Below are 23,047 nucleotides of genomic sequence, written 5' to 3'. Positions count from 1 at the left end.
TGAAGTTTCAGTTCCAGGTCTTCCTGTCCTCTGAGGGTGGGAAGGCAACACAGCAAATACTGCAAGAACGCAAAGGAAAGCCATGAAGGTACAGCCGAGCGTGAAGCGGATCTGCGACAAGTGCCAGGTGGTTCGCCGCAAGGGCAACGTACTCGTAATCTGCGAAAACCCGCGCCACAAGCAGCGCCAGGGCTGATTCCTCGTTCGAGGGTCACCCACGCGTAGTAACACCACAACCTAAAAAGCAGTGCAGGGCAGGCGCAAGTAAAGTCAGCCCACACCCCCGGTTCGGAGGCCGGGGACCGGGCACGTCCGGGCCGCACTGTTTCAGACCTCCGGTCATCCAAAAGGAGAACCGCCACTATGGCACGTCTCGCTGGCGTAGACATTCCCCGCGAAAAGCGGGTAATCATTGCGCTTACCTACATCTACGGCGTGGGCAAGACCCGTGCAGATCAGACTCTCGCTGAGACGGGCATCGACCCGAACACGCGCGTGAAGGATCTGACTGACGCTGAGCTCGTCCAGCTTCGCGATTACATCGAAGGCAACTACAAGGTCGAGGGTGACCTCCGCCGTGAGGTAGCTGCAGACATCCGCCGCAAGGTTGAGATCGGCAGCTACGAGGGTCTCCGGCACCGCCGCGGCCTTCCCGTGCGTGGACAGCGCACCAAGACCAACGCGCGTACCCGCAAGGGACCCAAGCGGACCGTCGCAGGCAAGAAGAAGGCCGGCCGCTAATTCAGCGCCCCGGTACTAGCCACTCACCCAAAACTTTGTAGGAGAAGTAATGCCCCCCAAGACTCGTGGAGCGGTCCGCAAGCCGCGTCGCAAGGACAAGAAGAATATCGCCTTCGGACAGGCGCATATCAAGAGCACGTTCAACAACACCATCGTCTCCATCACGGACCCCAGCGGAGCGGTTATCTCCTGGGCTTCCGCCGGAGAGGTTGGCTTCAAGGGCTCCCGCAAGTCCACCCCTTACGCTGCCCAGACCGCTGCTGAAGCCGCTGCAAAGCGCGCCCAGGAGCACGGCGTCCGCAAGGTCGACGTTTTCGTGAAGGGTCCGGGATCCGGACGCGAAACCGCCATCCGCTCCCTGCAGGCAGCAGGCCTCGAGGTTGGTTCCATCCAGGACGTTACCCCGAGCGCCCACAACGGCTGCCGCCCCCCGAAGCGCCGCCGCGTCTAGTAGCTTTCCGGCTCCAGGCTGCCGCGCGTCCTTTGACGGTCGCGGCGGCCTGGAGCCGATTGCCGTTAGCTACTGAGCCCAGCTCTCTAGCTGTCCCTTTCCACCATTTGTGTTGCGTCATATAGCGGATGCTCCCTGAAAGGAAAATAAGTGCTCATTGCACAGCGCCCCACCCTGACTGAAGAAGTCGTCGCTGACAACCGCTCGCGTTTTGTCATCGAACCGCTGGAGCCCGGTTTCGGCTACACCCTCGGCAACTCGCTTCGTCGCACCCTGCTGTCCTCGATCCCCGGAGCAGCTGTCACCAGCATCCGGATTGACGGCGTCCTGCATGAATTCACCACCGTCCCCGGTGTGAAGGAAGATGTCACCGAGATCATCCTGAACATCAAGAACCTGGCCGTTTCGTCCGAGCACGACGAGCCTGTGGTTGCCTACCTGCGCAAGCAGGGTCCTGGCGTCGTTACCGCAGCTGACATTGCTCCGCCGGCCGGTGTGGAATTCCACAACCCGGACCTGCACATTGCCACCCTGAACGGGAAGGGCAAGTTCGAGCTCGAGCTGACCATCGAGCGTGGACGTGGCTACGTCTCCGCAGCCCAGAACAAGTCCGGTGACTCTGAGATCGGCCGCATTCCGGTCGACTCCATCTACTCGCCGGTCCTGAAGGTCACCTTCCGTGTGGAAGCTACCCGTGTTGAGCAGCGCACCGACTTCGACCGCCTGATCGTCGACGTTGAGACCAAGGAAGCGATCGCTCCTCGCGACGCCGTTGCTTCTGCCGGCACCACCCTGGTTGAGCTGTTCGGTCTTGCCCGCGAGCTGAACACCGCAGCCGAAGGCATCGAGATCGGCCCTTCGCCGAGCGACGCTGCCCTTGCCGCCGACATGGCGCTCCCGATCGAGGATCTCGAACTCACCGTTCGTTCCTACAACTGCCTCAAGCGTGAGGGCATCCACACCGTGGGTGAACTCGTTGCTCGTTCCGAGGCCGACCTCATGGACATCCGCAACTTCGGTGCCAAGTCCATCGACGAGGTCAAGGCAAAGCTGGTTGAGCTTGGTCTGTCCCTGAAGGATTCCCCTCCCGGGTTCGACCTGGCAGCCCGTGCTGCTGCGATTGAAGAGGACGACGCCGCTTACGGCGACGACGAACTCTAAACGTTAGAAACCTGGCGCCGCTGATGATGCGGCTTCGGGCACATCCAAGAGGAGATATAACATCATGCCCACACCCACAAAGGGCCCACGCCTCGGTGGCGGTCCGGCGCACGAGCGCCTGATGCTCGCCAACCTGGCCGCCTCGCTGTTCGAGCACAAGCGCATCACCACCACGGTGACCAAGGCAAAGCGGCTTCGCCCCTTCGCCGAGCGCCTGATCACCTTCGCCAAGCGCGGTGACCTGGCCTCGCGCCGTCGTGTCCTGGCTGTCATCAGCAACAAGGGCGTCGTCCACGAGCTGTTCACCGACATTGCTCCGGCTGTTGCCAACCGCAACGGTGGCTACACCCGCATCACCAAGATCGGCAACCGTAAGGGCGACAACGCTCCCATGGCTGTCATCGAGCTGGTGCTTGAGGCTGTTTCCCCGAAGCAGGCCGTTGTAGCTGAGGCTGAGCGCGCTGCCGGTAACGCTGCTGAGCGTGACGCTGCTGCTCCTGCTGCTGCAACCGAAGCTCCGGAGGCAACCGAGGCTGAGACCGCAGAGGCAACTGAGGCTGAGACCGCAGAGGTCGCTGCTGAGGACACCACGGTTGACGCCACCGAAGGTGAAGCCGAAGAGACGGTCGTCGTCGAAGAAGGCTCCGTGCCGGAAGCAGACGAGAAGAAGTAGTTCTTCGTCTCATCTGACGTACGCATGAACGATCGAATGCCCGCCATCCTGTCCGTGGATGGCGGGCATTTGCGTGTGCGGATCGATGTAGCGTACGACGGCGGTCCGTTCTCCGGCTGGGCAGTCCAGCCTGGTCTTCCGACCGTTCAGGGCACTATCCAGGCAGGTCTGGAACTGCTGTTCCGTCGCTATGTCCGTGTGACGGTGGCTGGGCGTACCGACGCCGGTGTGCACGCCCGCGGTCAGGTCACCCATATTGACCTTGCTCCCGAGGAGTGGTTCGGGCTGAGCAGGGGGCGCGACGTCGATCCTTCCGTCGCGCTGAAGCGTCGTCTTCAGGCGACTGTGAATCGCAATCTTCCGCCGAGTGCCGCTGCACGGACCGTGTATGCAGGCAACCCGGCGTCGGCGGTGGTGATTCGGTCTGTGGGCCTTGCTCCGGCCGGTTTCGATGCGCGCTTTTCGGCGCTATGGCGTCGGTACAGCTATCGCATTGCGGATCGTCCTGAGCTGCAGGATCCGTTGGCGCGGGGGACTGTCCTATGGCATTCGGAGCAGCTCGACGAGAATCTTTTGAATGAGGGCGCAGCAGCGTTGCTGGGTCTGCAGGACTTTTTGGCTTTCTGTAAGCCCCGTCCGGGGGCGACGACGTTGCGTGAGTTGCAGCGTTTTGAGTTTGAGCGTGGTGCAGACGGCATTTTGTGTGCCACCGTCCAGGCCGATGCTTTTTGCCACAACATGGTGCGTGCCCTGATCGGCTCTGCGCTGCGGGTAGGCAGCGGTGAAGAGCGTCCCGAATGGCTGGGGGAGCGGCTGCGCAGTCGGCGCAAGGATGCGCGCTCTGTGTTGGCTCCGGCTCATCCGTTGGTGCTTGAGGAAGTGCGCTACCCCGACGACGCCGAACTTGCCTCCCGTGCGGAACTCACCCGTGCGAAGCGTGAGGACGCGTAAGCGATCGCTGGTTGGGAAGGTGCCGCTGAAGGCGGTTGCCGAGCGCTGTTGGAGCGCGTTCCAGCACCTTCGCTGACGCGTCCAACTGGCGCCACTTTGGGGCGCATTGCCCCCGCGCTTGAACGCCCCTAATCAACGCACTCTGGGCCCCTCAACGCACTCTGGGCGTCACTTCAATCCGTTCATCAGAACGGTGGTGGTGCTTGGGCTTGTGCGGGGTCGGCTTCTGGCTCGGTTGTGTAGATCCTTCCGGCGAATGAGGTGGCTTGGATGGTGCCTTCGGTGGATTGGGTGTAGTGCCAAAGCCCTTCGCTTTTGAACATGTGGTGGCGTTTGCAGAGCGCGGCGAGGTTGTCGGCGCGGGTGTGCCCGCCCTGATGCCAGGGGATGGTGTGGTCGATCTCGCAACCGGCCGCCAAGCGGTTACAGCCCGGGTGCCGGCAGGTCCTGTCCCGGACCCGGACCCAGTCCTGCAGGTCTTTCGGTGGCCGGTACCGTGTCCTGCCCACCGAGAGCACCACCCCAGTCTCAGGATGGGTGAGTAAACGGGTGAACGAGGGTGCATGGCCGGCCAGCCTGCGGGCGGTCTCCCCATCGATCGGCCCGTACCCGTCCAACTCCGCCGGCTGGTCCCCGCCGAGCAGGGTCATTACCGGGACGGTGACGAACACCCGCGCCCTGATTCCCCGGTACCCCTCGGACAACCGGTCAGTGCGTCCGGCGGTCCCATCGGCGGTCACGGTGGGGTCGGTGGCGCAGGTGTGGGTGAGCAGGTCAGCGAACACGTCCGCCCGTAACTGGCCCAACGTCCTGTCCTCATCCGGGCGCTGGAGGGTGCGGGCTGTGGTGTCGAGGCGGTGCGCGATCCCGTACGCGGCCTCGGCAGGCAGGTAGGCACTGAGCCAGGCCATACCATCCCGGTCCGGTTCGACCATCACGCACCGTTCGCGGGCCTTCTTCTCCCGCCGCACACCCAACGCTTCGGGGTGCAGCCGTTCGCGTAACCGGCGTGCCCGGTGTCCCAGCTTCGGGACGGTGGTGGTCCGGGCGATCTCCAGCAGTTGTTCCTCAAACCCGGGGACCTCGTGTTCGGGGACGCCGCAGCATTCCTGCGCCACCGTGACCGCGTGCCGGCGGGAAATCCTGCCCAACTGCAGCGCCTCGACCGTAGCCGGGAAGAAGTTCACCAGCAGTTTCGCCTGCTCCACCAGTTTCCCGGCCGACCCCTCCGGCACCCGCAGCACCGTACCGACCTCGGCCGCGGTGAGGCTCTCACCACGTTCCTCGGCCACCGGCCGGGCATAGCCCTGCCCGGTGAACGAGGCGACCGTCAGCTCCGAAATCCGGGCCAGCAGCTTGGCTTCCTGCGCATCCACCCACGCCCGCAACGACGCCAGTTCCTCCAGGCATTCCAGCGACCGGTCCAGATCCCGGTTGGTTACCGGGTGATGCGCCAACTGCCCGGCGAGTGGGCCCACCACAGAATCCGACGCCCACAACGCCGTCTCCTCAGCAACCCAATGCCTCCCCGCCATAGAAACATCACATCACCCGCCACTGACATTCCTGCAGCAGGTGCCAGGCGGGGGAGAAACGCACTAAGTGAAGTGCAAAACGCCCCTAGTTCTCGTCTGAACGAAGCAGCGGCAGCTTCACGGTGAACGTGGTTCCCTGCCCCGGCTGGCTGCTGCAGCTGATGGACCCCCCGTGACTGTCGACAATCGCCTTGGTGATCGAAAGCCCCAAACCAACACCCGGAATGGAGGACTCGCGAGCCGCTGCGGTCCGGAAGAACTTCCCGAAGACCAACTTCGTCTCGTTGGGCGACATACCGATCCCGGTGTCCTCGACCTCCAGCAGTGCCGCATCCGACTGCTTCCGAGCACGGACTGTGACAGTGCCGCCGTCGGGGGAGTACTTGATGGCGTTGGAAATCAGGTTGTCGAGAACCTGACGGATCCGAAGCGGATCGGAAGTGGTCCAGAGGATGTCCGGCATGTCGGCCTTCAACGTGACGCCGGTATTCGCTGCCTGCGGCCACGCCGATTCAATACTGTGCTCCACTAGACCGCACAGGTCTGTAGGTCGGAGGTGCACGCTAGCGTTCCCATTCGCGGATGCAAGAAGGTTCGACACCAACGCATACAGCCGCTCAGCATTGCGCCGCGAAACGGAAAGTTGCTGCGTCACGACGGGCGGCAGGTCATAGTCTTCGTCCAGCACCAGGTCGAGATGGCCAATGATGGAGGTCAACGGCGTCCACAGTTCGTGCGAAACGTTGGCCACGAAGTCAGCCTTCGCGCTTAGGGCCTCGACCATGTCGGTGACGTCGTTGGAGACGATCACGGAGCCGCTGAATTGTCCGTTGGCGCAGGTCATGGCGGTTGCCGCCGTCGTTACCGCCCGCTGTGAGTCCTTGGGACCAAGCCACACCAGGTAGTTCGCAAAGGTTTCCCCGGCAGCGGCCCGGGCAACAGGGCTGCGGTTTTCGGCAATCGGGGTGGTCTTGTCTGCAGCGTAAAGGTGGCTGGCGCCGTCGTCGTTGGCGTCGTCGCCGATCAGCACGTCATAGGACCGCTGCTGGCGGTTGGTGAGGGTGCGGTTGCCATTGGCGTCGAGGGCAACGAGGCCGACGTCGATGGTGTCGAGGATTGTTTCGAGGAGGCGTTCGCGCTCGTTCTTCTCGTCTTGGAGGCGGTGCACCTCCGCGTTTGAGACCTCAAGCCGCTTCTGGCTGTGAGCAGCGTTCAGCGTCGCGAAGCGCAGCGATATATTGACGGTCGCCATCGCCACTGCGAGCAGTAGGGCAGTTCCGATCTGACGCATCGGCTCGGTTCCCAGGAGCGGCCCGGCCGCAAGGATAAGGAACGGCCCCACAAAACTCGCGATGAAGCTGAGAACCGGCCGCACCCCTGAAGCGGCCAGCCAAATAACCGGAAAGATCGCCAGGAAGCTGAGTCCAGGCAGCAACTCCGCAGCGCCATTCCGGCTGAAGCCCAGCGCCACGAAATCGAGCAAAGGAATGGCAATATACGCCCCGTGGCGCAGCTTCTCCCACGGAACGAGAAAGGCGGCCACAAGCAGCAGGGCGTGCAGAACCAACCCGATAAGGAAGAGCGGCTCCTGCAAAAGCACCGGTCGTACAACCACGACGCCGGCAATCAACAGTGCCAGCGGCAACTCACACAAGCCGACGCGATAGCGCAGGCGCAAATGCGAATACGCACGCGTTGCTGCCAACAACATCGCGCGATCGCTCACAGTGCCACCCCAGCACGAGCGCGCAATACAGCAGGGAAATGCCTCCGAGACCACGACATAACAGCCATTATCGCGCTTGTAGCACCGATTGTTGTACAGGAAAACTTGATACTGCCGAGGAGGTGCGCAACCCGCGTATGCTGTGATACACGTTACGGCGGGCCGACGCTCGTCGCGGTATTACGTCCTTTTGTGATGAACTGAGGAACACAGTTCTGTTGGGGCCAGGAGGAGATAGTGCGCGATCCAGGAGTGGCGGTTGTCGTTGAGGATGATCTCGACGTACGCAACCTCGTCAGCACCGTCCTGACGCAGTCGGGTTTTGAGGTGCACGCCGTCGCCGAGGGCCGCAGCGCCGTCGACGCCGTTCAGGAGCACAATCCCACCCTGGTGACTCTCGACGTCGGCCTTCCGGACATCGACGGCTACGAGGTTCTGCGCCGCGTACGCAACGTCAGCGACTGCTACGTCATCATGCTGACCGCCCACAACGAAGAGATTGACACGCTCACCGCCCTCCAGTCGGGCGCCGACGACTACGTCACCAAACCCTTCCGCCCCCGCGAACTTCGGGCGCGCGTGGCGGCGATGCTGCGCAGGCCGCGCGGCGGCCTCATCGAGGAGAAGCCTGAAACAACGACGACGGCGGCAGCCCCTGCGGAGGCACCGGCACCGCCCGCTCGTCCGGGGTCGGTCCTGCGGCACAACGGTCTTGAGCTGGACCGGGAAACGCGAACCGTGATGCTGAAGGGTGAGGAGCTGGTTCTGACCCGCAGCGAGTTCGACCTCCTGCACGAACTGCTCCGCAGCTCAGGCGCCGTCCGGACGAAGGGCGACCTGGTGCGCGTTGTGCGGGGCCAGTACTACCGCACCGACACCTACATCAGTGAGGCCGATGAGCGGGCCATCGAGGTTCACATCGGCAACCTGCGCCGGAAGCTTGGGGAGGACCCCAAGAGCCCGCGCTGGCTGATGACCGTGCGCGGCGTCGGCTACCGGTTGGTGCCGAAGCGGCCGGACCACGTCTGACTCTGGCCTAGGCTTCAGCGTCGGGCTAGTTCTGCCCCAGGTAGTGCAGGGTAAGTTCCCGCATGGTCCGCAGGCCGCAGCGGTGAACCTGCGGCAGCGCGCTTTCGGCTTCCTCCAGCTTTCCTTCCCGGAGTAGTTCCTCCAAAGCAGTAGCCAGCGACACAAGCTGTGTCGCGCCAACCATGGTGGACGTGATCTTCAGGCTGAGCACGGCATCCAGCGACGCCGCCTGATTACGGCGGGCGATCGCTGAGGAAATGCGCCCGTCCCGTTCGTCCCACACAGCGACATAGTCGCGCACGAAGGCTCGGGCAGCGTCACGGCTGTCGAGTTGATCCTCAAGATCATGAAGGACATCAGGGTCCACGAGAGGGGTCCTGTCTACACGGTCGCTTTCGCCCTGGTCGTCCCCCGAATCAGCGCTGACGGCGCGCAGGAACTCTGCGTCGTCGTCATTCGCGCTGGGGCGGGGGAGGCCATGAGCTAACGCTACTTTCTGAATGTGTGAGAAAAGTGGGAATGGAGGGATGCTTTGCAAACACTGCGGAATTCTTCGGGATTGCAATAGGCGTCCGCTTGAAGCTTCGGCTATTGACCGCTGAACGTCGCGATCGCGTTGATTACTGCGGGCCCCAGGATGATGATGAACAGCACCGGGAAGATGAAGAACAGCAGCGGGAACAGCACCGTGACTGGGAGTTTCATCGCCTTTTCCTCCGCCCGCTGGCGCCGCTTCACGCGCATCACCTTGGCCTGGGTGCGGAGGACGCCGCTGAGCGCGATGCCGTACGCGTCCGCCTGCACGATGGCCTTCACGAAGCTCCGCAGCTCTGGAACAGTGGTGCGGTCAGCCAGCGCCAGGTAGGACTCGCGCCGGCTCCGGCCCACCTGCATGTCCTGCAGGGTCCGAACCAGTTCCTCGGCGAGCGGTCCCTTGCCGGTTTCACCCGCCCGCTGCATCGCACCTTCGAAGCCGAGGCCCGCCTCCACGGAAATCAACATCTGGTCGAGGGTGTTTGCGAGCTCCACCTGCATGGCCTTTTGACGCTCCTGGCCCTTGCTGTAGAGCAGGAGGTCCGGGATGAAGTAGCCAAGCGCGGTGAGAAAGATTGCGAGCATCGTGATCATCGGCTTTTGAGCGGCGTTGGCCATCAGGAAACCGAGCACGGCCGCCAGAAGGCAGAGTGCCGGCTTGGCGCCGAGCACCTTGCCGAGAGGCATCGACGCGGGACGACCGGCCAACGCAAGCAACTTGTCCAGCTTTTGAATGTACGACGACGGCGTGACCGCCCGTCCCAGCCGAGCGAGCACTCCCGCACCGCCGGGTCGGACATCCTCCGCGGCGTGCAGACCTCGTTGCAGGTTTGCCTGAATGCTCTTGTTGATCTTGCTGGTGCCAGGGGTGAGGAGGGTCCACCCGAGGAAGCCGAGCGGTGCAGCCACCAGAAGGATGGACATCAGTACAACGGGGTTCATTGCCCTACCTCCTAGAACTTCAGATCGATGATTTTGCGGAGCCAGAGGCAGCCGATGGTCATCATGACAATTGAAGCGCCGATCATGACCCAGCCGAGCGGCTCTGTGAACAGGGGGTCGACGTAGCCGGGGCTGACGAGCATCAACATCGCACCGATCCCGAACGGCAGCGCCACCAGGATGTAGGCGGAGAACTTGCCCTCTGCAGCCAGTGCCCGGATCTGCCCCTTGATCTCGCTGCGCTCGCGGATGGTCCCTGCCACCTGATCGAGCACCTCCGCGAGGTCACCGCCGACTTCGCGGTTGATCTGGATAGCCTGTGCGATCCAGGCGAAGTCTTCGCTCTCCATGCGCTTCGACGTGTCCATGAGTGAGACGAGGAGGTCCTTGCCCAGGCTGGTCTCGGTGACCACACGTCGCATCTCGTCCGACGTCGGAGCGTCGGCTTCGACAGCGGCAGCGTCGATCGCGCGAAGAATACTGTGGCCTGCGCGGAGACCTCCGGTCAGAAGCTGCAGCGTGTCGCCGAGCTGATCCTCGAACTTCGAGCGTCGTCGGCTGATCTTGAAGACCAGCACGAGGTGAGCCACTGCCGGCGTCAGAAGGAACAGGAGGATGCCTAGGAACGGTCCTCCGATCACGAGCCCGAGCGCCAGTGCAGCGATGCCGCCGGTGATGACCAGCACGAACATGTCCGCCTGGGTCAGGCGCACTCCCGCCAATTCCAGTTGTTCCGGCCGGTACAGCCGCTGCGGGTGGTTCTTGAGGAACCGCTCGACGGCACGGACGGCAGACCCAGCGAATTTGCTAAGTCGTGAATCCGATTCCTCGGCAGGAGGACGACGGCGGTCCAGCGGCACCGCTGACTGCGCTGGACGCGTCACGTAGAACAGCAGCCCGAGAGCGGTAAGGCAAAGAGCCGTGCCGTATAGGAATAGCAGGGTCATCGAATTACCTCCGACCGCTCAGCGCAGCACCGAAAACGGCCGGTGAGACAGTAATTCCCGTGTCCTCGAACCGTTCCATGAAGCGCGGACGGATGCCGGTGGGAACCGGCTTGCCGAGGAAACGGCCCGACGAGTCCACGCCGGCTGAGTAGTCGAACACGAAGGCATCCTGCAGCGTGACCACGTCGCCTTCCATACCCTGCACCTCAGTGACGTGCGTGATGCGGCGGGTGCCGTCGCGAAGGCGCGAAATCTGGATGACCAGGTTGACTGCCGATGCGAGCTGTTCGCGGATCGCCCGCAGGGGCAGGTCCATGCCTGCCATCAGGACCAGGGTCTCGAGACGCGCGATAGCATCACGGGGCGAGTTGGAGTGCACCGTTGACAGCGAGCCGTCGTGGCCGGTGTTCATGGCCTGCAGCATGTCCAGGGACTCGCCGCCACGGACCTCACCGATGACAATCCGGTCCGGGCGCATACGCAGGGAGTTTTTCACAAGGTCACGGATGGTGACCTGGCCCTTCCCCTCCGTGTTCGGGGGTCGGCTCTCGAGGCGCACCACATGCGGCTGCTGAATCTGAAGTTCCACGGCATCCTCGATGGTGACGATCCGGTCGCCCGAGGGGATGAACGAGGACAGCACGTTGAGCAGGGTCGTCTTACCCGTACCGGTACCACCCGACACGATGATGTTCAGCTTCGCCTTGACGCAGGCGTCCAGCAGCTCAGCCATCTCGGGCGTGAGGGTTCCAAAGCCGATGAGCTTCTCGACGGTCAGCGGCTTCTTGCTGAACTTACGGATGGTCAGTGAAGAACCGTTCACAGCGAGGGGCGGGATGACGGCGTTGACACGGGAACCATCTTCGAGGCGTGCGTCAACGAAGGGGGAAGACTCGTCGATACGGCGGCCCACCTTGGAGACGATGCGCTCGATCACCCGGCGCAGTTGCTCCTCGGACTTGAAGGTCGTGTCAGCCAGCACCAGCTGCCCGCGACGCTCGATGTAGATCTGGTCAGCCCGGTTCACCATGATTTCGGTGATGTCGTCTTCATCGAGCAGTCGCTGGAGCGGGCCGAGGCCCAGCACGTCGTCGGCAACATCCTGGATGAGGCGGCGGCGCTCATCCGGGGTCAGCGGCACCTGTTCGGCGTCAATGACCTGACTGAGTTCCTCACGTGCAGCGGCGCGCAGGTCCTCTTCCTTGAGAGTGGAGTCGCTGAAGCGAGCTCCCATGCGCTCGTAGAGCGCTTCGGCGGCACGCTGCTTAAGGCCTGCGAAGGCGTCAATGCGTGCCGCGGCGGGAGCTTCGGAACCGGGGGCAGCGGCGGAACCGGCGACGACGGCGCTGTGGAAGGCGGGCTCAGCCGCTTCCGGGGGGGCGGCGTGCGCTCCCGCTGGCTTCTCTGCGGACGCCGGCGCTGCTACCGCCGGCGTTGCTGCCTTGAGGTCGGCACCTGAGTTGGCCTGGTTGAGCCGTTCAGAGAGCTTCATCGGACGACCACACGACGGTGGGACTTGCGCCCACTGCTGGCGCGCCATTGGGGATCAAACCGCTGTACCAGACTGCGCAGGTTCTTGGTTGCCGGGTCGCGAACCTCTTCCTGCAGCAGCGGAACACCGCGGTTGGTGGCGAGGGAAATAGCACGTGAACGGGGAATCGACACGTCGACGGGCGCACCGAGCGTAGCTTCGACGTCCTGAACTGACAATCCGGTCTTGGAATCGGCGAAGTTCAGCACCACGTGGCGGGTCTCCGGGAACATATCGAGCTTGGCAAGAATGTCCAGACCGGTGCGCAGTCCGCGCACACTGGGCACATCCATTCCGGTCACCCAGACAGCGTCCGAGCTCTGATCGAGTGCAGCCAGGCTGTGCTCGGTCAGCCCGGGACCTGTGTCGAGCACGACGTACGGGAACTCCGCGCTGAGCTGCTGGATGAGGGTGCAGAGCTGCTCAGCAGAAATGTTGTCAGCATCGGCCGGGTTGCTCGGGGCGCACAGCGCGTAGATGCCCGAGGGGTGCGGGGTGAGGAACGCCTTGAGCACCATGGTGTCTGTGCTCGCCGAACCGGACACGGCGTCCAGCACCGAGTACTCCGGATTGAGGTACAGGGTGGACGCGACATCGCCGAACTGCAGGTCGAGATCCACCAGGACAACGCCCATGGGTGCGATCTTCCCGAGGCCGACGGCAAGGTTGGTAGCGATAGTGGTCTTACCTACTCCGCCCTTGGGGGAGAAGACGCCGACTACCATGCCGCGCTCCTGCTTAGCGGCGGGTGCTGCACTGGCTTCGGCGCGGTGTCGGCTTGCGAAGGCCTGGCAGGCGCGCTCAAGGAGCAGCCGGACAGTAGGGATGTCGGCTGTCGGCTCGATGACGTCACGGATGCCGGCGCGCATCGCGGCAAGTGCCACCGCGGCCTCGTCCGGGGCTACCAGCACCATGCTGAGATTGGGGAAACGGACGTCGACGACGGTAGCGAGACGCAGGGCGCCGTCTACGTTCATGCCGGGCCCGAGCACCAGGACTTCCGGCTGCTGGACCGATACGAGGTCCAGCAGGTCGTCGGGCCGTGACAGCAGTTCTGGCTTGACAGAGAGGACCTCGCCGGGCAGACCGCCGGCGGTGGCGAGGCGGACTTTCTGCTCGAAGGCATTGTCCGCGGTGATGAGGAGGAAACGGCTCATCGGAACAGTCTTTCGTCGTCAACGGTTAATGGGGGAGCGTCGTTGTTAGCTGATGTCGCCTTGCTGAGCCAGATCGATTCGAACTCGCTGGCGTAGATCAGGCGCGCGCCCTGATCGGGATCGACGGCGAGGGTGAGCATCAGGGAGCCGTTAGGCAACGCTTGGGCTTCTGCGGCGGCCTTCTCTTCTTCGGTCATCTCAGGGTCTTCCACTGCTGGTGGTGGCTCAGGAGCGCGTTGTACGGATGAGATTAATACGCGCGGCAGAACCAACTGCGTCGATTCGGCGCCACCGCCATCTCCTTCTTCTCCGGCGGATCCCTTCGACATGAATACACCGACGTAATCACCGGCAGCTACCCGCCCACCAGCGATACGTTGCGGCTCGACCAATATCGACACTTCGTGCAGACCTTTTGGAACCTCGACCGATCCCGGCGTGACCAGGTCTTCCGGCTTGACGAGTCGCTCAGTGACGAGCTGCTCGCCTGGAACCAGGTCCACAGCCGTAACCATGCCGGCGGAGCTGTTGAGGTCCTTGAGTGCCGTATCAGCGACGGAGGCTCCGGGCAGTTGGGTGGTGGACACAGAAGCAGCGAGCTCAGCTACCGGCGTGCCGGCCGGAACAGCTGCCTGCACGACCAGTACATCGACGGGCTGCAGGTCCTGTACTGCGCGAGCATCTGCGCGGTTGGCGTAGCTGAACACCATTAATGCGCCAACAAGCGCGAGGACTACAGCGGCGACGCCGGCAATAAGGCGGGACTTCACGGGAACTCCAGGAGACTAGAGAGAAATCAGTTGGTGAGTTTGACAACGGTGGCCCCGTAGTCGGTGACCGGGCCGAGTTCGTAGTCGCTAGAAAGCGCGGTGTAGGTGATAAAGCGGCCGATGATGCCACGGCAGGAGCCGGAGCAGGCATTCGTCCCAGCCCATTCCGTTCGATTGCGGAAGGTCTTCGGGAGGTCACTTGTACCACCGAATTTCCAGCCCTCAACCTTGAACGCAGCGAATGCGCTTACGTCATAGGAGGCACCGGATCCGGTGCCTGTCACGGAATCGAAGACCGGTAGGAGCACAATTACTTCCTTGCCTGCGGTGATGTCGGCTGCCCACTGGCTCAGCACCGTGTCGCAGTTGGTAGGACCATCGTTTCCGGTGTCTGCGCCACTTTCATTCACGGCAAGGTCGATGTAGGCCCCGCACTTTGACGCCTCCTGCAGAAGCCAGCCGAATCCACCGGGTGTATCACCACCCGAAGGCGACGTGGGGCAGTCGTCATTGGCGTTACTGCCGTGGCTCTGGATGCGTTGCTGACTACCGTCGATTAGCAGGGTGGTTACCTGGCACTTCGAGATGGTAAGTGGGAAGGGCGTGGTTCCCTTGCTGGGACTACCCCAGACAACCGTTGACTTTGCGACTACGGACGATGCCGGCATACCGAGCGCACCGGCGAAGTAGAGGGAAACCTGATTGTCGGTCCGCCCGGCTTCTATCGGATCGGCCGTGACGGTGACTTTCCGGTTCGTCAGGTCGAGATCGATCGACTGCACGTTGCTGAGGCCGTCCAGCGAGTTTTTGTCAGCCAGGTCCTTGGCAAGGGAAGACGTCCCGGAGCACTTGGGATCCGCATCGTCCTTGGCGCAGGCCTGGGCGATACTTAGGGCGCCGGCGTCTGCGCCGTTCTGTAGTTGGGCTTTTTCTGAGTAGAGCAGACCCATGTCGACGGCAAGGGCAGCGAATCCAAGCAGTACTACTAGGAGAATGGCGACGATAACCGCGACGGCACCGTGCTCGCGATCTCCGTCTGCAGTTACTACCCCCCGCATTGCATGACTCCTTTGCCGGTCATAGTGAATGGGCCGGCGATACCGGTAAGCGTGCTCAAGGTGTAGGAGATGGTCATTGTGACCTGTCTGCCAGCGGCGCACGTCGCGGGGCTGGTGGTCGGGCTTGTAGTGAAGGTGAAGTTGGAGTCGGCCAGCCCCAGATCAGTCGCTGCATTCTTGGCAGCCGTCCTGGCATCAGATCGAACATTGGTGATCGCCATAACGCGGACGCCTTCACGGGCAGCATTGGTGAGGGTTACCTGGGCATTGTAGGCCCGCCCGAACTCCATGATGCCAAGGAGCAGGAGAACAAGGACTGGGAGTAGGAGCGCCATTTCGACTGCCACAGCGCCGCGCTCTTGCCCGTTCTTCATGCTGTGCGCCTAACTCTCAGAATAATTGGCTGAGAAAGGGCAGGGAGCCCCATTTCTGAAGCTCCCTGCCTTCCGAAATTACGGGGTGCAGGTAGCGGTAGCTGCAGCCCAAGTGCCGCCAGTGACCGCACACTGAGCTTCGTTGAATGCATCCGCGATGCCGCCACCGAGGAGGGTGACGAAACCGATGATGACAACGGCGATGAGGGCGACCATGATGCCGTACTCGACGGCGGTAGCGCCGGTCTCGTCGCGGTTCATGCGAGCGTTGATGGTGGACTTGGCATCAGCCAGGAATGCAGAGAGCATTTCTTTCTCCTGTATGTACGAGGATGGTTTGGCTGGCCGTTCACCAGCTCTGCAGAAAAGTTAGCAGCGGAAATCCCCGTAAACTCCAGGATTTAACCAATCCTGCGCCAACCCTTTCCGGGTAGCTGTTTCCTGCGCTTTATCTTGAGGCTTTCTTGCGCCTGAGTCAGGCTTTTCTGCCGCTCTGATTGGCGATCTCCGTAGGAACTTCGATCATCTGCGAAGTGCCTAGCTGGCTGTTCGATGGGGAGACGGCTTTGCCGACATGGCCCGATGCAGGTCCCTGCAAGTGTCCGTTGTGCATCTCAAACACTCGGTCGGCGCGCTCGATCAGACGTAGATCGGAAGTCGAAAAAATAGCAGCAACCTGGGTGTCATGAACGACGTCGCTGAGCAGATTTACGAGTTCATCAGAGGCCGGGCTATCGCCTTCTTCGCTTTCATGTATGAGCAGCACCTTTGGCTGATTCGCCACTGCGCGGGCGATACCAACACGCCAGCGCTGATCGGCCGGAAGCTCGGATGGCGGCTGGTGACTACACCCCGCCAAACCGACGAGTTCAAGTAGCTCGTCAACCCGTGCATGACGCTCCGCAGCCGGCATTCCTCGGAGACGAAGGGTTAGCTCGATGTTCTCTGCCACGGTGAGAATCGGGAGCAGACCGGACGCCCCGTGTACCAGGCCCAGGTGCGTCTGCCGCAGCTCGGCACGGTCGGATTCACGCATTACCGTCAGCTCACGATCACCGATGAACACGCTTCCGCCGTCTGGCTCTCCAAGTCCGCTGAGACAGTTCAGCAGCGCGGTTGCTGCGGTGTCGGAAAAGCCCTTCAATGACACCAACTCGCCCGGATAGACCGACAGCGACACATCTTCAAATATGAACTCGGAAGTCGTGCTCGTCGCACTCGCCTTCGAGATCCCGACCGCTCTCAGCACAGGCGTTGGCTTCTTCGTCCGACTCATACCAACTCCCGTTCGAGGCCAGCAGGATTCACATCGCCAAGCCCCACTCTCAGCGCCTGACGCTGCACACGCTTGCCGTAGAGGCAGGCAGCAACCGCGAGGACGAGCAGTTGACCAAGCAGCACCAGCAGGAGCGGTACGAGCGCGACCGACAGTGGCACACCCAAGGCATCGGAGGAGTCCAGCACACTCTGCACCAGCAGCGGAACGGTAACCGTAGCCACTCCCAGGCCCGCAAGCAGGCCAAGCACGACGCCGGCACCACCGACACCGAGCAGCTCCCAGCCGCGGCCACGCACCAAATCCCACACCTGCGTGCCCATCATCCGCAACACCGCGACCTCCGATCGGCGAGACCGGACAAACATCACGACAGTGGCCGTCAATGCTGTCGCGCCGACGAGCAGGGCACCGACCACACCGATCCAGAGCGCCGTCGTCGTTGGTGTGATGAAGCGGGGGAGAAGGCTGCTATCGGCGCTGGCAAATGTCGCGCCTACTCCGGCAACAGCAGCGGCAGCCGCTGCAGAGGCGTCGCTGTCCGTCGAGGCGAGCCACACCTCGCCGGCCCGAGGCGGAGCCGGCGATGCAGCCAGCGCCGCGGCGCTGTAAGCCTGGAGGTCGGCAATCACTGCACCGTTGTCCGAAGCTCCGGGCAGGAGCGGCGACACCGCGGCAACGGTGCCCCCAATCTCAGCCTCGCCTGAAGCCAACGACACAGGATCACCCACAGCGAGACCGAGCTCGGCCGCAAGGTCTGACGTGAACGCCACGGGCAGCGGGCCCGCATCCGCACCGACCATCAGCCGGGCCCGCACCGTGCCTTCGGTCGAGCCTTTCTCAGGGAAACGGACGCCAACGCCCTCCTCCAGCGGCTCAACGCCCGCCGAGGCATCACCGAATGCGTTGCCCGCCAACTGCAGGGTCGGCTCCTCCGCAAATCGTCCCTGCCCGGTGCCGATTCCACCGTCGCTCGCGACGCCGGTCAGCTCCACTTCGTACCCGCTCGACACCTTGCCGGCATCAAGGGCAATGTCGACGGCGGTGACGGATCCCGCTCGAAGACCGTCGGGTAGCGCGAATGACAGCGAGTGAGCCTGCGATTCTGCACCGGACAGAGCCAGCGTGCCGGCTGGGACTGGAACGACAGCTCCTTCCTCATCACGGATCCAGGCCGTGATGGACGCACGGCGGGAGGTGTCTTCTGCATCCGAAATGGCCGCGGTGGAGAACTGCAGGCGCACCTGCGAAGCCGACGGCGTAAGCGCCAACGCCGGTTCGGGTACAGGCGGCTCATAGGCGAGTGCAGTGCTAAGTGCGTCGACGTTGATGAGGTTCCCGCCGGCAGGAAGAAGGCCTGGGAGGGCAGCCGCATCGACCGCAACCAGGGTGGCCGTCTGCGAGCCCAGCTGAACCTCGCCGCGGTGCGCCAGGGAGGCAGCGGTGACGGAGTCGAGTTCCGCATAGGGATTGAGGTTGGGAACGTCACCCGCCGTGTCAAGAACCTGTGAGTCGGGCACAGTCACCCGAACGTCGGATCCGTTGCCGATTTGCGACGCCGCCTCCTGCGACCGATCGCTGGTCTGCATATAAACCGCCGAGAAGGTTGCGCTCGCCATCGTCAGCGCCACCACAGCGGCCGGAATCACAAAGGAGCCGAACCGCCGCGATACCTGACGGACGGCGAGAGGGAGAGCAAGACCAGTTAGCCGCACTGCCCCACGGTCCGACGCACGAGCGAGCAACGCCATCACCAGCAGCGCCAGCACGGTGCCTGCCAACAGCAGGAGCGACGGCGCGGTCTCAGCGAACGGGTTGTCCGTCCCGTGCTGCAGGAACTGCCAGAGCGACACGACCGTCGAGACAATCAGCACGGCAAGTGCGATGAATGATGCTCTCCGCCTGGTCCGCGGGGCAACCACTTGGCGGAATGTCGAAGTAAGGTCCGAGGCCAAAAGACGCGCGAGCTGCACCACCGTGAGGGCACCGACAACGCTCAGGACAGTCAGGGGAATTGGCAGGACCGCGCGGGTCGCTTGCACGGCCTCCGCCGCAGACGCGAGAACACTGGCGAGTCCGCCAGACGAGGTCACGTCGGCGCCGTCGAACGCAGCCTCGTCGCTCAGTCGCTCCGGCAGGTTCTCGAGCGCAGTCGCGTGCTCGGCGAGCTGGTCGCTAGCTGCATCACCAACCGTGAAGACCCACTGAATGCCCGGCTCGCCGCCGAAGCGGGCAATGGCAGCGGGAGGAACTACGACGGCGGTCGGCACAGCCGAGGCCCCAGCAGAAGACTCTGTGCCCTCCACCGGCTCGCTGCCTTCCAAGGGCACCGGATCGAGGAAGGCAGCATCGGGACCGGGGGAATCCAGCGTGGCCACCAGCTCAAGACGAACGGTGCTGTCTGCGCCCTCGACCGCAAAGGTGTCACCGACCTCCAGCCCGAGCGACTCCGCCTTAGCCGCAGCCAGGGCGGCCGGTAGCGGTTCCGACAGTTCCGCTCCGGAACCACTAGCAGCGGTGAAGCGGTCCAGAGAGCCGGCTGCCGGCGTCGTCGTCGGTGTCCAGCCGACCGGCAGGAAGGTGAGGTCGGCCGGAAGGTTCGTGGCGCTGCCGCCGGACGGGACCAGCGGGAGCGGCGGGGAGAACTCGGCGGAGGAGATCTGTAGTCCGCGGTCGAGCCCGAGTTCGGCAAAGACAGACTCGGCAGCGGATCGGTGAGCATCGTCGGCTGCGGGGACGGCAACCCGGAAGTAGCCGCCGCCACCCGGTGATGCAGCAAGGGACCGTAGCGCCTCCGCCGAAGCCACACCGGCGTACCCCACGATGCCCGACAGCGCCGCAGTCAGCACAGCCAGGGTCAGGGCTAGAATTGCCAGAAGATTCCGGCGGGAAGCCGAACGCGGCGAAGCAAGACGAACCAGCTTCACATCCCGCCCTTCCCCAAAAATGACACGAGGAACATCCTAGCGGTCAGGGATGAAGCTCTGTTTTGACCGGGCACACACCTCCACGCTAATCTTGTAAGTCGTTGTGCGTGTCCCATCTCGATACGTCCATGTCCGCGTGCGGCTCAGTTGCAGAGCTACCTGGTCCGCGGAACTGGCCGAGGTCTCAGGGATCACCGGTGTCGTTTCAGTCCTCACCTGAAGTTCCGGTAACGCATGCATCAGCTGCGTTGGCATCGAGAGGTTTACCTCCCGTAGCCGGCGTCACCGTAGAACAAGAAACGAAGGCAAAAACCGTGCGTACGTACACCCCGAAGCCCGGCGACATCAACCGCCAGTGGCACGTCATTGACGCCACCGACGTTGTCCTAGGCCGTCTTGCCAGCCAGACCGCAACACTGCTGCGCGGAAAGCACAAGCCGACCTTTGCCCCCCATATGGATATGGGCGACTTCGTCATCATCATCAACGCTGAGAAGGTAGCCCTCACCGGCGCCAAGCTCGAGCAGAAGCGCGCTTACCGCCACTCCGGTTACCCGGGCGGCCTTAAGTCCGTGAACTACGCAGAGCTGCTGGAGAAGAACCCGGTTCGCGCTGTTGAGAAGGCCATCAAGGGCATGCTCCCCAAGAACTCCCTGGCTGCCCAGCAGATCAGCAAGCTGAAGGTCTACCGCGGTGCAGAGCACCCGCACGCGGCCCAGAAGCCCCAGACTTTCGAAATCACCCAGGTCGCTCAGTAGTCCTGGCCACCAAAGACTAAGAATCACTCAAGGAGAACCGTGGCTCAGAACACTGAAGAGCTGAACGAACCCACCGAGGAGCTCACCAGCTACACCTCGGAATCCGCGCCCGTTTCGGACGCACCTGCCAAGGAGCGCCCCGCGCTGACCGTCGGCGGCTCCGCCGTTGGTCGCCGCAAGGAAGCTGTTGCACGCGTTCGCGTTGTGCCCGGCACCGGCAAGTGGACCGTCAACGGCCGCGAACTGTCGGACTACTTCCCGAACAAGCTGCACCAGCAGGAAGTCAACGATCCGTTCAAGCTCCTCGAGCTCGACGGCGCGTACGACGTCATCGCCCGCATCCACGGCGGCGGCCCCTCCGGCCAGGCCGGTGCACTGCGCCTCGGCGTTGCTCGCGCACTCAACGAGATCGACCGCGAGAACAACCGCCCGGCACTGAAGAAGGCCGGCTTCCTGACCCGCGACGCTCGCGTCATCGAGCGTAAGAAGGCTGGTCTGAAGAAGGCACGCAAGGCGCCTCAGTACTCCAAGCGCTAGAAAAAGCCGCTTGGCTCCACGCGCCAAACTTGCTCCACCCGTTACGCCCGCTCGGCAACTGCCGGGCGGGCGTAACGCTTTAATAGCGTTTGTTGCAGCCCTTCCGGGCACCAAACGCTTCTGACCTTAGGATGGACTCCGATGAGTAGATTATTTGGGACCGATGGTGTCCGCGGTCAGGCGAACGGCCTTCTCACCGCAGAACTCGCTTTGCAGCTGGCCCAGGCGGCCGCCGTCGTACTGGGACACCAGCAGTCCGAGGGCCGGCGACCCACCGCCGTCATCGCACGCGATCCCCGCATCAGCGGCGACTTCATCGCCGCAGCGGTGGAGGCCGGGCTGGCCAGTTCGGGCGTGGACGTGTACGACGCCGGCGTCCTCCCCACGCCGGCAGCCGCCTTCCTCGTCGCGGACCTGAATGCCGACTTCGGCGTCATGATCTCCGCCTCGCATAACCCGGCACCGGACAACGGCATCAAGTTCCTGGCCCGCGGCGGCAAGAAGCTCGACGACGCAGTGGAAGACGCCATTGAAGCGCAGCTCAGCTCGCCGGTGCGCCGCCCGGTCGGCCCCGACGTCGGACGCATCCAGCGCTTCGCAGACGCCGAAGACCGTTACATCGTTCATCTGCTCCAGTCCCTGCCGCACCGCCTTGACGGGCTCAAGATCGTGCTGGACTGCGCCAACGGCGCCGCCAGCGGCTGCTCGCCCCAGGTGTTTTCCGACGCCGGCGCCCAGGTGATCGTCATCGGTGCCGACCCTGACGGCAACAACATCAACGACGGCTGCGGCTCCACCCACCTCGAAATGCTGCAGGCCGCCGTGCTCGAACACGGCGCACACCTCGGAATCGCCCACGACGGCGACGCCGACCGCTGCCTCGCCGTCGACCACGAGGGCACCGTCGTGGACGGCGACCAGATCATGGCGATCATGGCCGTCGCACTCAACTCTGCCGGCCGCCTGAAGGACAGCACGCTCGTGGCAACGGTCATGAGCAACCTCGGACTCAAGCTCGCCCTCCGTGACGCCGGCATCAGCCTGCTCGAAACCAGCGTCGGTGACCGCTACGTGCTCGAAGGCATGCGCGACGGCGACTTCAGCCTGGGCGGCGAACAGTCCGGCCACGTGATCTTCGCCGACTACGCCACCACCGGCGACGGCGTCCTCACCGGCCTGCAGCTCGCAGCCCAGGTGGCGGGTACCGGCCGCAGCCTGAAGGACCTGGCCACGATCATGACCAAGTTCCCGCAGGTCCTCATCAACGTGAAGGGCGTGGACAAGTCCAGCGTCAGTAGCGACGCCGAGGTTCAGCGCGCCGTCCGTGAGGCACAGCAGGAACTCGGTGAAACCGGCCGCGTGCTCCTTCGCCCGTCCGGCACAGAGCCCGTAGTCCGCGTGATGGTCGAGGCCGCCGACATGGAAACCGCTGAGCGCACCGCTGCCGCACTGGCCGGCGTAGTGCAGAACCAGTTGGCGCTCGAACCCGCCTAAGCAAGAGGGAGAGATATGGCTGAGGCCCGGAGAGGAATTCTCCGGGCCTCAGATCGTTTGAGGGCGTGTGCAGTCAGGCGCGCTCGCGAAGGCTGTCCCGGATCTCGGTGAGCAGCGCGATCTGCGGATCCACTTCCGCCGGCTTGTCCTCGATGTGCAGCTTGCGGTCCCGATGCTCGATCAGCTTATTCATGGGCATCACGATGACGAAGTAGACGGCCGCTGCGATCAGCAGGAAGTTCACCAGGGCTGTCAGGAAAACACCGAACTGGATCTCGTTCCCGTTCAGCGTCACCTTGGCGAAATCGTCGAAGTTGGGCGAGCCCACTATCGCCGAAATGAAAGGCATGAGGACGCTCTCCACGAGAGAGTTCACAACGGCGCTGAAGGCAGCACCGATGACCACGGCCACAGCCAGGTCGATGACATTGCCCTTCATGATGAAATTCTTGAATCCGTTCAGCATGAAGTTCAG

Annotated in this window: 25 protein-coding genes; 11 read left to right on the top strand and 14 right to left on the bottom strand. The window is 63.3% G+C overall.

Features of this window, described 5'->3' with window-relative positions:
* Positions 1–82 precede the first annotated feature (82 nt).
* From rpmJ to GC088_RS11300, 6 genes are all read left to right on the top strand, one after another.
* Positions 83–196, top strand: a complete 114-nt coding sequence (gene rpmJ, locus GC088_RS11325) for a 50S ribosomal protein L36 (RefSeq protein WP_024475611.1) — start codon at positions 83–85, stop codon at positions 194–196.
* A gap of 167 nt (positions 197–363) precedes the next feature.
* Positions 364–741: a 30S ribosomal protein S13 gene (rpsM, locus tag GC088_RS11320; protein ID WP_323959112.1), complete on the top strand. Its 378-nt coding sequence runs from the start codon at positions 364–366 to the stop codon at positions 739–741.
* A 49-nt stretch (positions 742–790) separates the two neighbouring features.
* Positions 791–1,192 (top strand): 30S ribosomal protein S11, encoded by a 402-nt coding sequence (gene rpsK, locus GC088_RS11315; protein WP_026545640.1) that lies wholly within the window; start codon positions 791–793, stop codon positions 1,190–1,192.
* A gap of 150 nt (positions 1,193–1,342) precedes the next feature.
* Entirely contained in the window at positions 1,343–2,353 is a 1,011-nt protein-coding gene (locus GC088_RS11310; RefSeq protein WP_323959111.1) for a DNA-directed RNA polymerase subunit alpha, read from the top strand.
* Positions 2,354–2,417: 64 nt separating this feature from the next.
* Positions 2,418–3,026 carry a 50S ribosomal protein L17 gene (gene rplQ, locus GC088_RS11305; protein ID WP_323959110.1) on the top strand — a complete coding sequence of 203 codons (609 nt, stop codon included), beginning with the start codon at positions 2,418–2,420 and terminating at the stop codon, positions 3,024–3,026.
* A gap of 24 nt (positions 3,027–3,050) precedes the next feature.
* Complete coding sequence (locus GC088_RS11300) at positions 3,051–3,977, top strand: tRNA pseudouridine synthase A (RefSeq protein ID WP_323959109.1); 927 nt, start codon at positions 3,051–3,053, stop codon at positions 3,975–3,977.
* A gap of 185 nt (positions 3,978–4,162) precedes the next feature.
* On the opposite strand, the gene GC088_RS11295 is transcribed toward GC088_RS11300, so the two are convergent.
* Positions 4,163–5,512 (bottom strand): HNH endonuclease signature motif containing protein, encoded by a 1,350-nt coding sequence (locus tag GC088_RS11295; protein WP_323959108.1) that lies wholly within the window; start codon positions 5,510–5,512, stop codon positions 4,163–4,165.
* Between the two features lie 85 nt (positions 5,513–5,597).
* Complete coding sequence (locus tag GC088_RS11290; RefSeq protein ID WP_323959107.1) at positions 5,598–7,238, bottom strand: sensor histidine kinase; 1,641 nt, start codon at positions 7,236–7,238, stop codon at positions 5,598–5,600.
* A gap of 237 nt (positions 7,239–7,475) precedes the next feature.
* Between GC088_RS11290 and GC088_RS11285 the strand changes: the two genes are divergently transcribed.
* The gene (locus tag GC088_RS11285; RefSeq protein ID WP_323959106.1) at positions 7,476–8,267 is read left to right on the top strand and encodes a response regulator transcription factor; all 792 of its coding nucleotides are present in this window, start codon (positions 7,476–7,478) and stop codon (positions 8,265–8,267) included.
* A gap of 25 nt (positions 8,268–8,292) precedes the next feature.
* On the opposite strand, the gene GC088_RS11280 is transcribed toward GC088_RS11285, so the two are convergent.
* The gene (locus GC088_RS11280) at positions 8,293–8,634 is read right to left on the bottom strand and encodes an Hpt domain-containing protein (protein ID WP_323959105.1); all 342 of its coding nucleotides are present in this window, start codon (positions 8,632–8,634) and stop codon (positions 8,293–8,295) included.
* On the opposite strand from GC088_RS11280, the gene GC088_RS11275 reads away from it, so the two are divergent.
* Complete coding sequence (locus GC088_RS11275; protein WP_323959104.1) at positions 8,614–8,754, top strand: hypothetical protein; 141 nt, start codon at positions 8,614–8,616, stop codon at positions 8,752–8,754. The two genes, GC088_RS11280 and GC088_RS11275, sit on opposite strands and share 21 nt — an antisense overlap.
* 101 nt (positions 8,755–8,855) lie before the next feature.
* Here GC088_RS11275 and GC088_RS11270 read toward each other — a convergent pair whose 3' ends face one another.
* The 10 genes from GC088_RS11270 to GC088_RS11225 all read right to left on the bottom strand — a co-directional run bounded on the left by GC088_RS11270 (position 8,856) and on the right by GC088_RS11225 (position 19,783).
* Positions 8,856–9,743: a type II secretion system F family protein gene (locus GC088_RS11270; protein ID WP_323959103.1), complete on the bottom strand. Its 888-nt coding sequence runs from the start codon at positions 9,741–9,743 to the stop codon at positions 8,856–8,858.
* Between the two features lie 11 nt (positions 9,744–9,754).
* Entirely contained in the window at positions 9,755–10,684 is a 930-nt protein-coding gene (locus GC088_RS11265) for a type II secretion system F family protein (protein ID WP_416377537.1), read from the bottom strand.
* A gap of 10 nt (positions 10,685–10,694) precedes the next feature.
* Entirely contained in the window at positions 10,695–12,182 is a 1,488-nt protein-coding gene (locus tag GC088_RS11260) for a TadA family conjugal transfer-associated ATPase (protein WP_323959101.1), read from the bottom strand.
* On the bottom strand, positions 12,179–13,378 hold the full coding sequence (locus GC088_RS11255) for a CpaE/TadZ family protein (RefSeq protein ID WP_323959100.1): 1,200 nt from the start codon (positions 13,376–13,378) through the stop codon (positions 12,179–12,181). The genes GC088_RS11260 and GC088_RS11255 overlap by 4 nt, the downstream gene beginning before the upstream one ends.
* Positions 13,375–14,148, bottom strand: a complete 774-nt coding sequence (gene cpaB / locus GC088_RS11250; protein ID WP_323959099.1) for a Flp pilus assembly protein CpaB — start codon at positions 14,146–14,148, stop codon at positions 13,375–13,377. The genes GC088_RS11255 and cpaB overlap by 4 nt, the downstream gene beginning before the upstream one ends.
* A gap of 26 nt (positions 14,149–14,174) precedes the next feature.
* Positions 14,175–15,206 carry a pilus assembly protein TadG-related protein gene (locus tag GC088_RS11245; RefSeq protein WP_323959098.1) on the bottom strand — a complete coding sequence of 344 codons (1,032 nt, stop codon included), beginning with the start codon at positions 15,204–15,206 and terminating at the stop codon, positions 14,175–14,177.
* Positions 15,194–15,580 carry a TadE/TadG family type IV pilus assembly protein gene (locus tag GC088_RS11240; RefSeq protein ID WP_323959097.1) on the bottom strand — a complete coding sequence of 129 codons (387 nt, stop codon included), beginning with the start codon at positions 15,578–15,580 and terminating at the stop codon, positions 15,194–15,196. Before GC088_RS11240 ends, GC088_RS11245 begins: the two co-directional genes overlap by 13 nt.
* 78 nt (positions 15,581–15,658) lie before the next feature.
* Positions 15,659–15,889: a Flp family type IVb pilin gene (locus GC088_RS11235; protein ID WP_323959096.1), complete on the bottom strand. Its 231-nt coding sequence runs from the start codon at positions 15,887–15,889 to the stop codon at positions 15,659–15,661.
* Between the two features lie 166 nt (positions 15,890–16,055).
* Positions 16,056–16,760, bottom strand: coding sequence for an ATP-binding cassette domain-containing protein (locus GC088_RS11230; RefSeq protein ID WP_323959095.1), 705 nt, complete (start codon positions 16,758–16,760; stop codon positions 16,056–16,058).
* A 92-nt stretch (positions 16,761–16,852) separates the two neighbouring features.
* Positions 16,853–19,783, bottom strand: coding sequence for an FtsX-like permease family protein (locus GC088_RS11225; protein ID WP_323959094.1), 2,931 nt, complete (start codon positions 19,781–19,783; stop codon positions 16,853–16,855).
* 314 nt (positions 19,784–20,097) lie between these two features.
* Between GC088_RS11225 and rplM the strand changes: the two genes are divergently transcribed.
* The 3 genes from rplM to glmM all read left to right on the top strand — a co-directional run bounded on the left by rplM (position 20,098) and on the right by glmM (position 22,572).
* Positions 20,098–20,541, top strand: coding sequence for a 50S ribosomal protein L13 (gene rplM / locus GC088_RS11220; protein ID WP_323959093.1), 444 nt, complete (start codon positions 20,098–20,100; stop codon positions 20,539–20,541).
* 39 nt (positions 20,542–20,580) lie between these two features.
* Positions 20,581–21,078: a 30S ribosomal protein S9 gene (gene rpsI, locus GC088_RS11215; protein WP_323959092.1), complete on the top strand. Its 498-nt coding sequence runs from the start codon at positions 20,581–20,583 to the stop codon at positions 21,076–21,078.
* A 141-nt stretch (positions 21,079–21,219) separates the two neighbouring features.
* Positions 21,220–22,572 (top strand): phosphoglucosamine mutase, encoded by a 1,353-nt coding sequence (glmM, locus tag GC088_RS11210; RefSeq protein WP_323959091.1) that lies wholly within the window; start codon positions 21,220–21,222, stop codon positions 22,570–22,572.
* Positions 22,573–22,645: 73 nt separating this feature from the next.
* Here glmM and mscL read toward each other — a convergent pair whose 3' ends face one another.
* The gene (gene mscL / locus GC088_RS11205; RefSeq protein WP_323959090.1) at positions 22,646–23,038 is read right to left on the bottom strand and encodes a large conductance mechanosensitive channel protein MscL; all 393 of its coding nucleotides are present in this window, start codon (positions 23,036–23,038) and stop codon (positions 22,646–22,648) included.
* Between the last annotated feature and the right edge of the window lie 9 nt (positions 23,039–23,047).

The sequence above is a fragment of the Arthrobacter sp. JZ12 genome (assembly GCF_035189165.1).
In the GTDB taxonomy this organism is placed as follows: domain Bacteria; phylum Actinomycetota; class Actinomycetes; order Actinomycetales; family Micrococcaceae; genus Arthrobacter_D.
The sequence above is the reverse complement of the archived record's forward strand: the minus strand, read 5'-3'. Positions and strand labels throughout refer to the sequence as shown.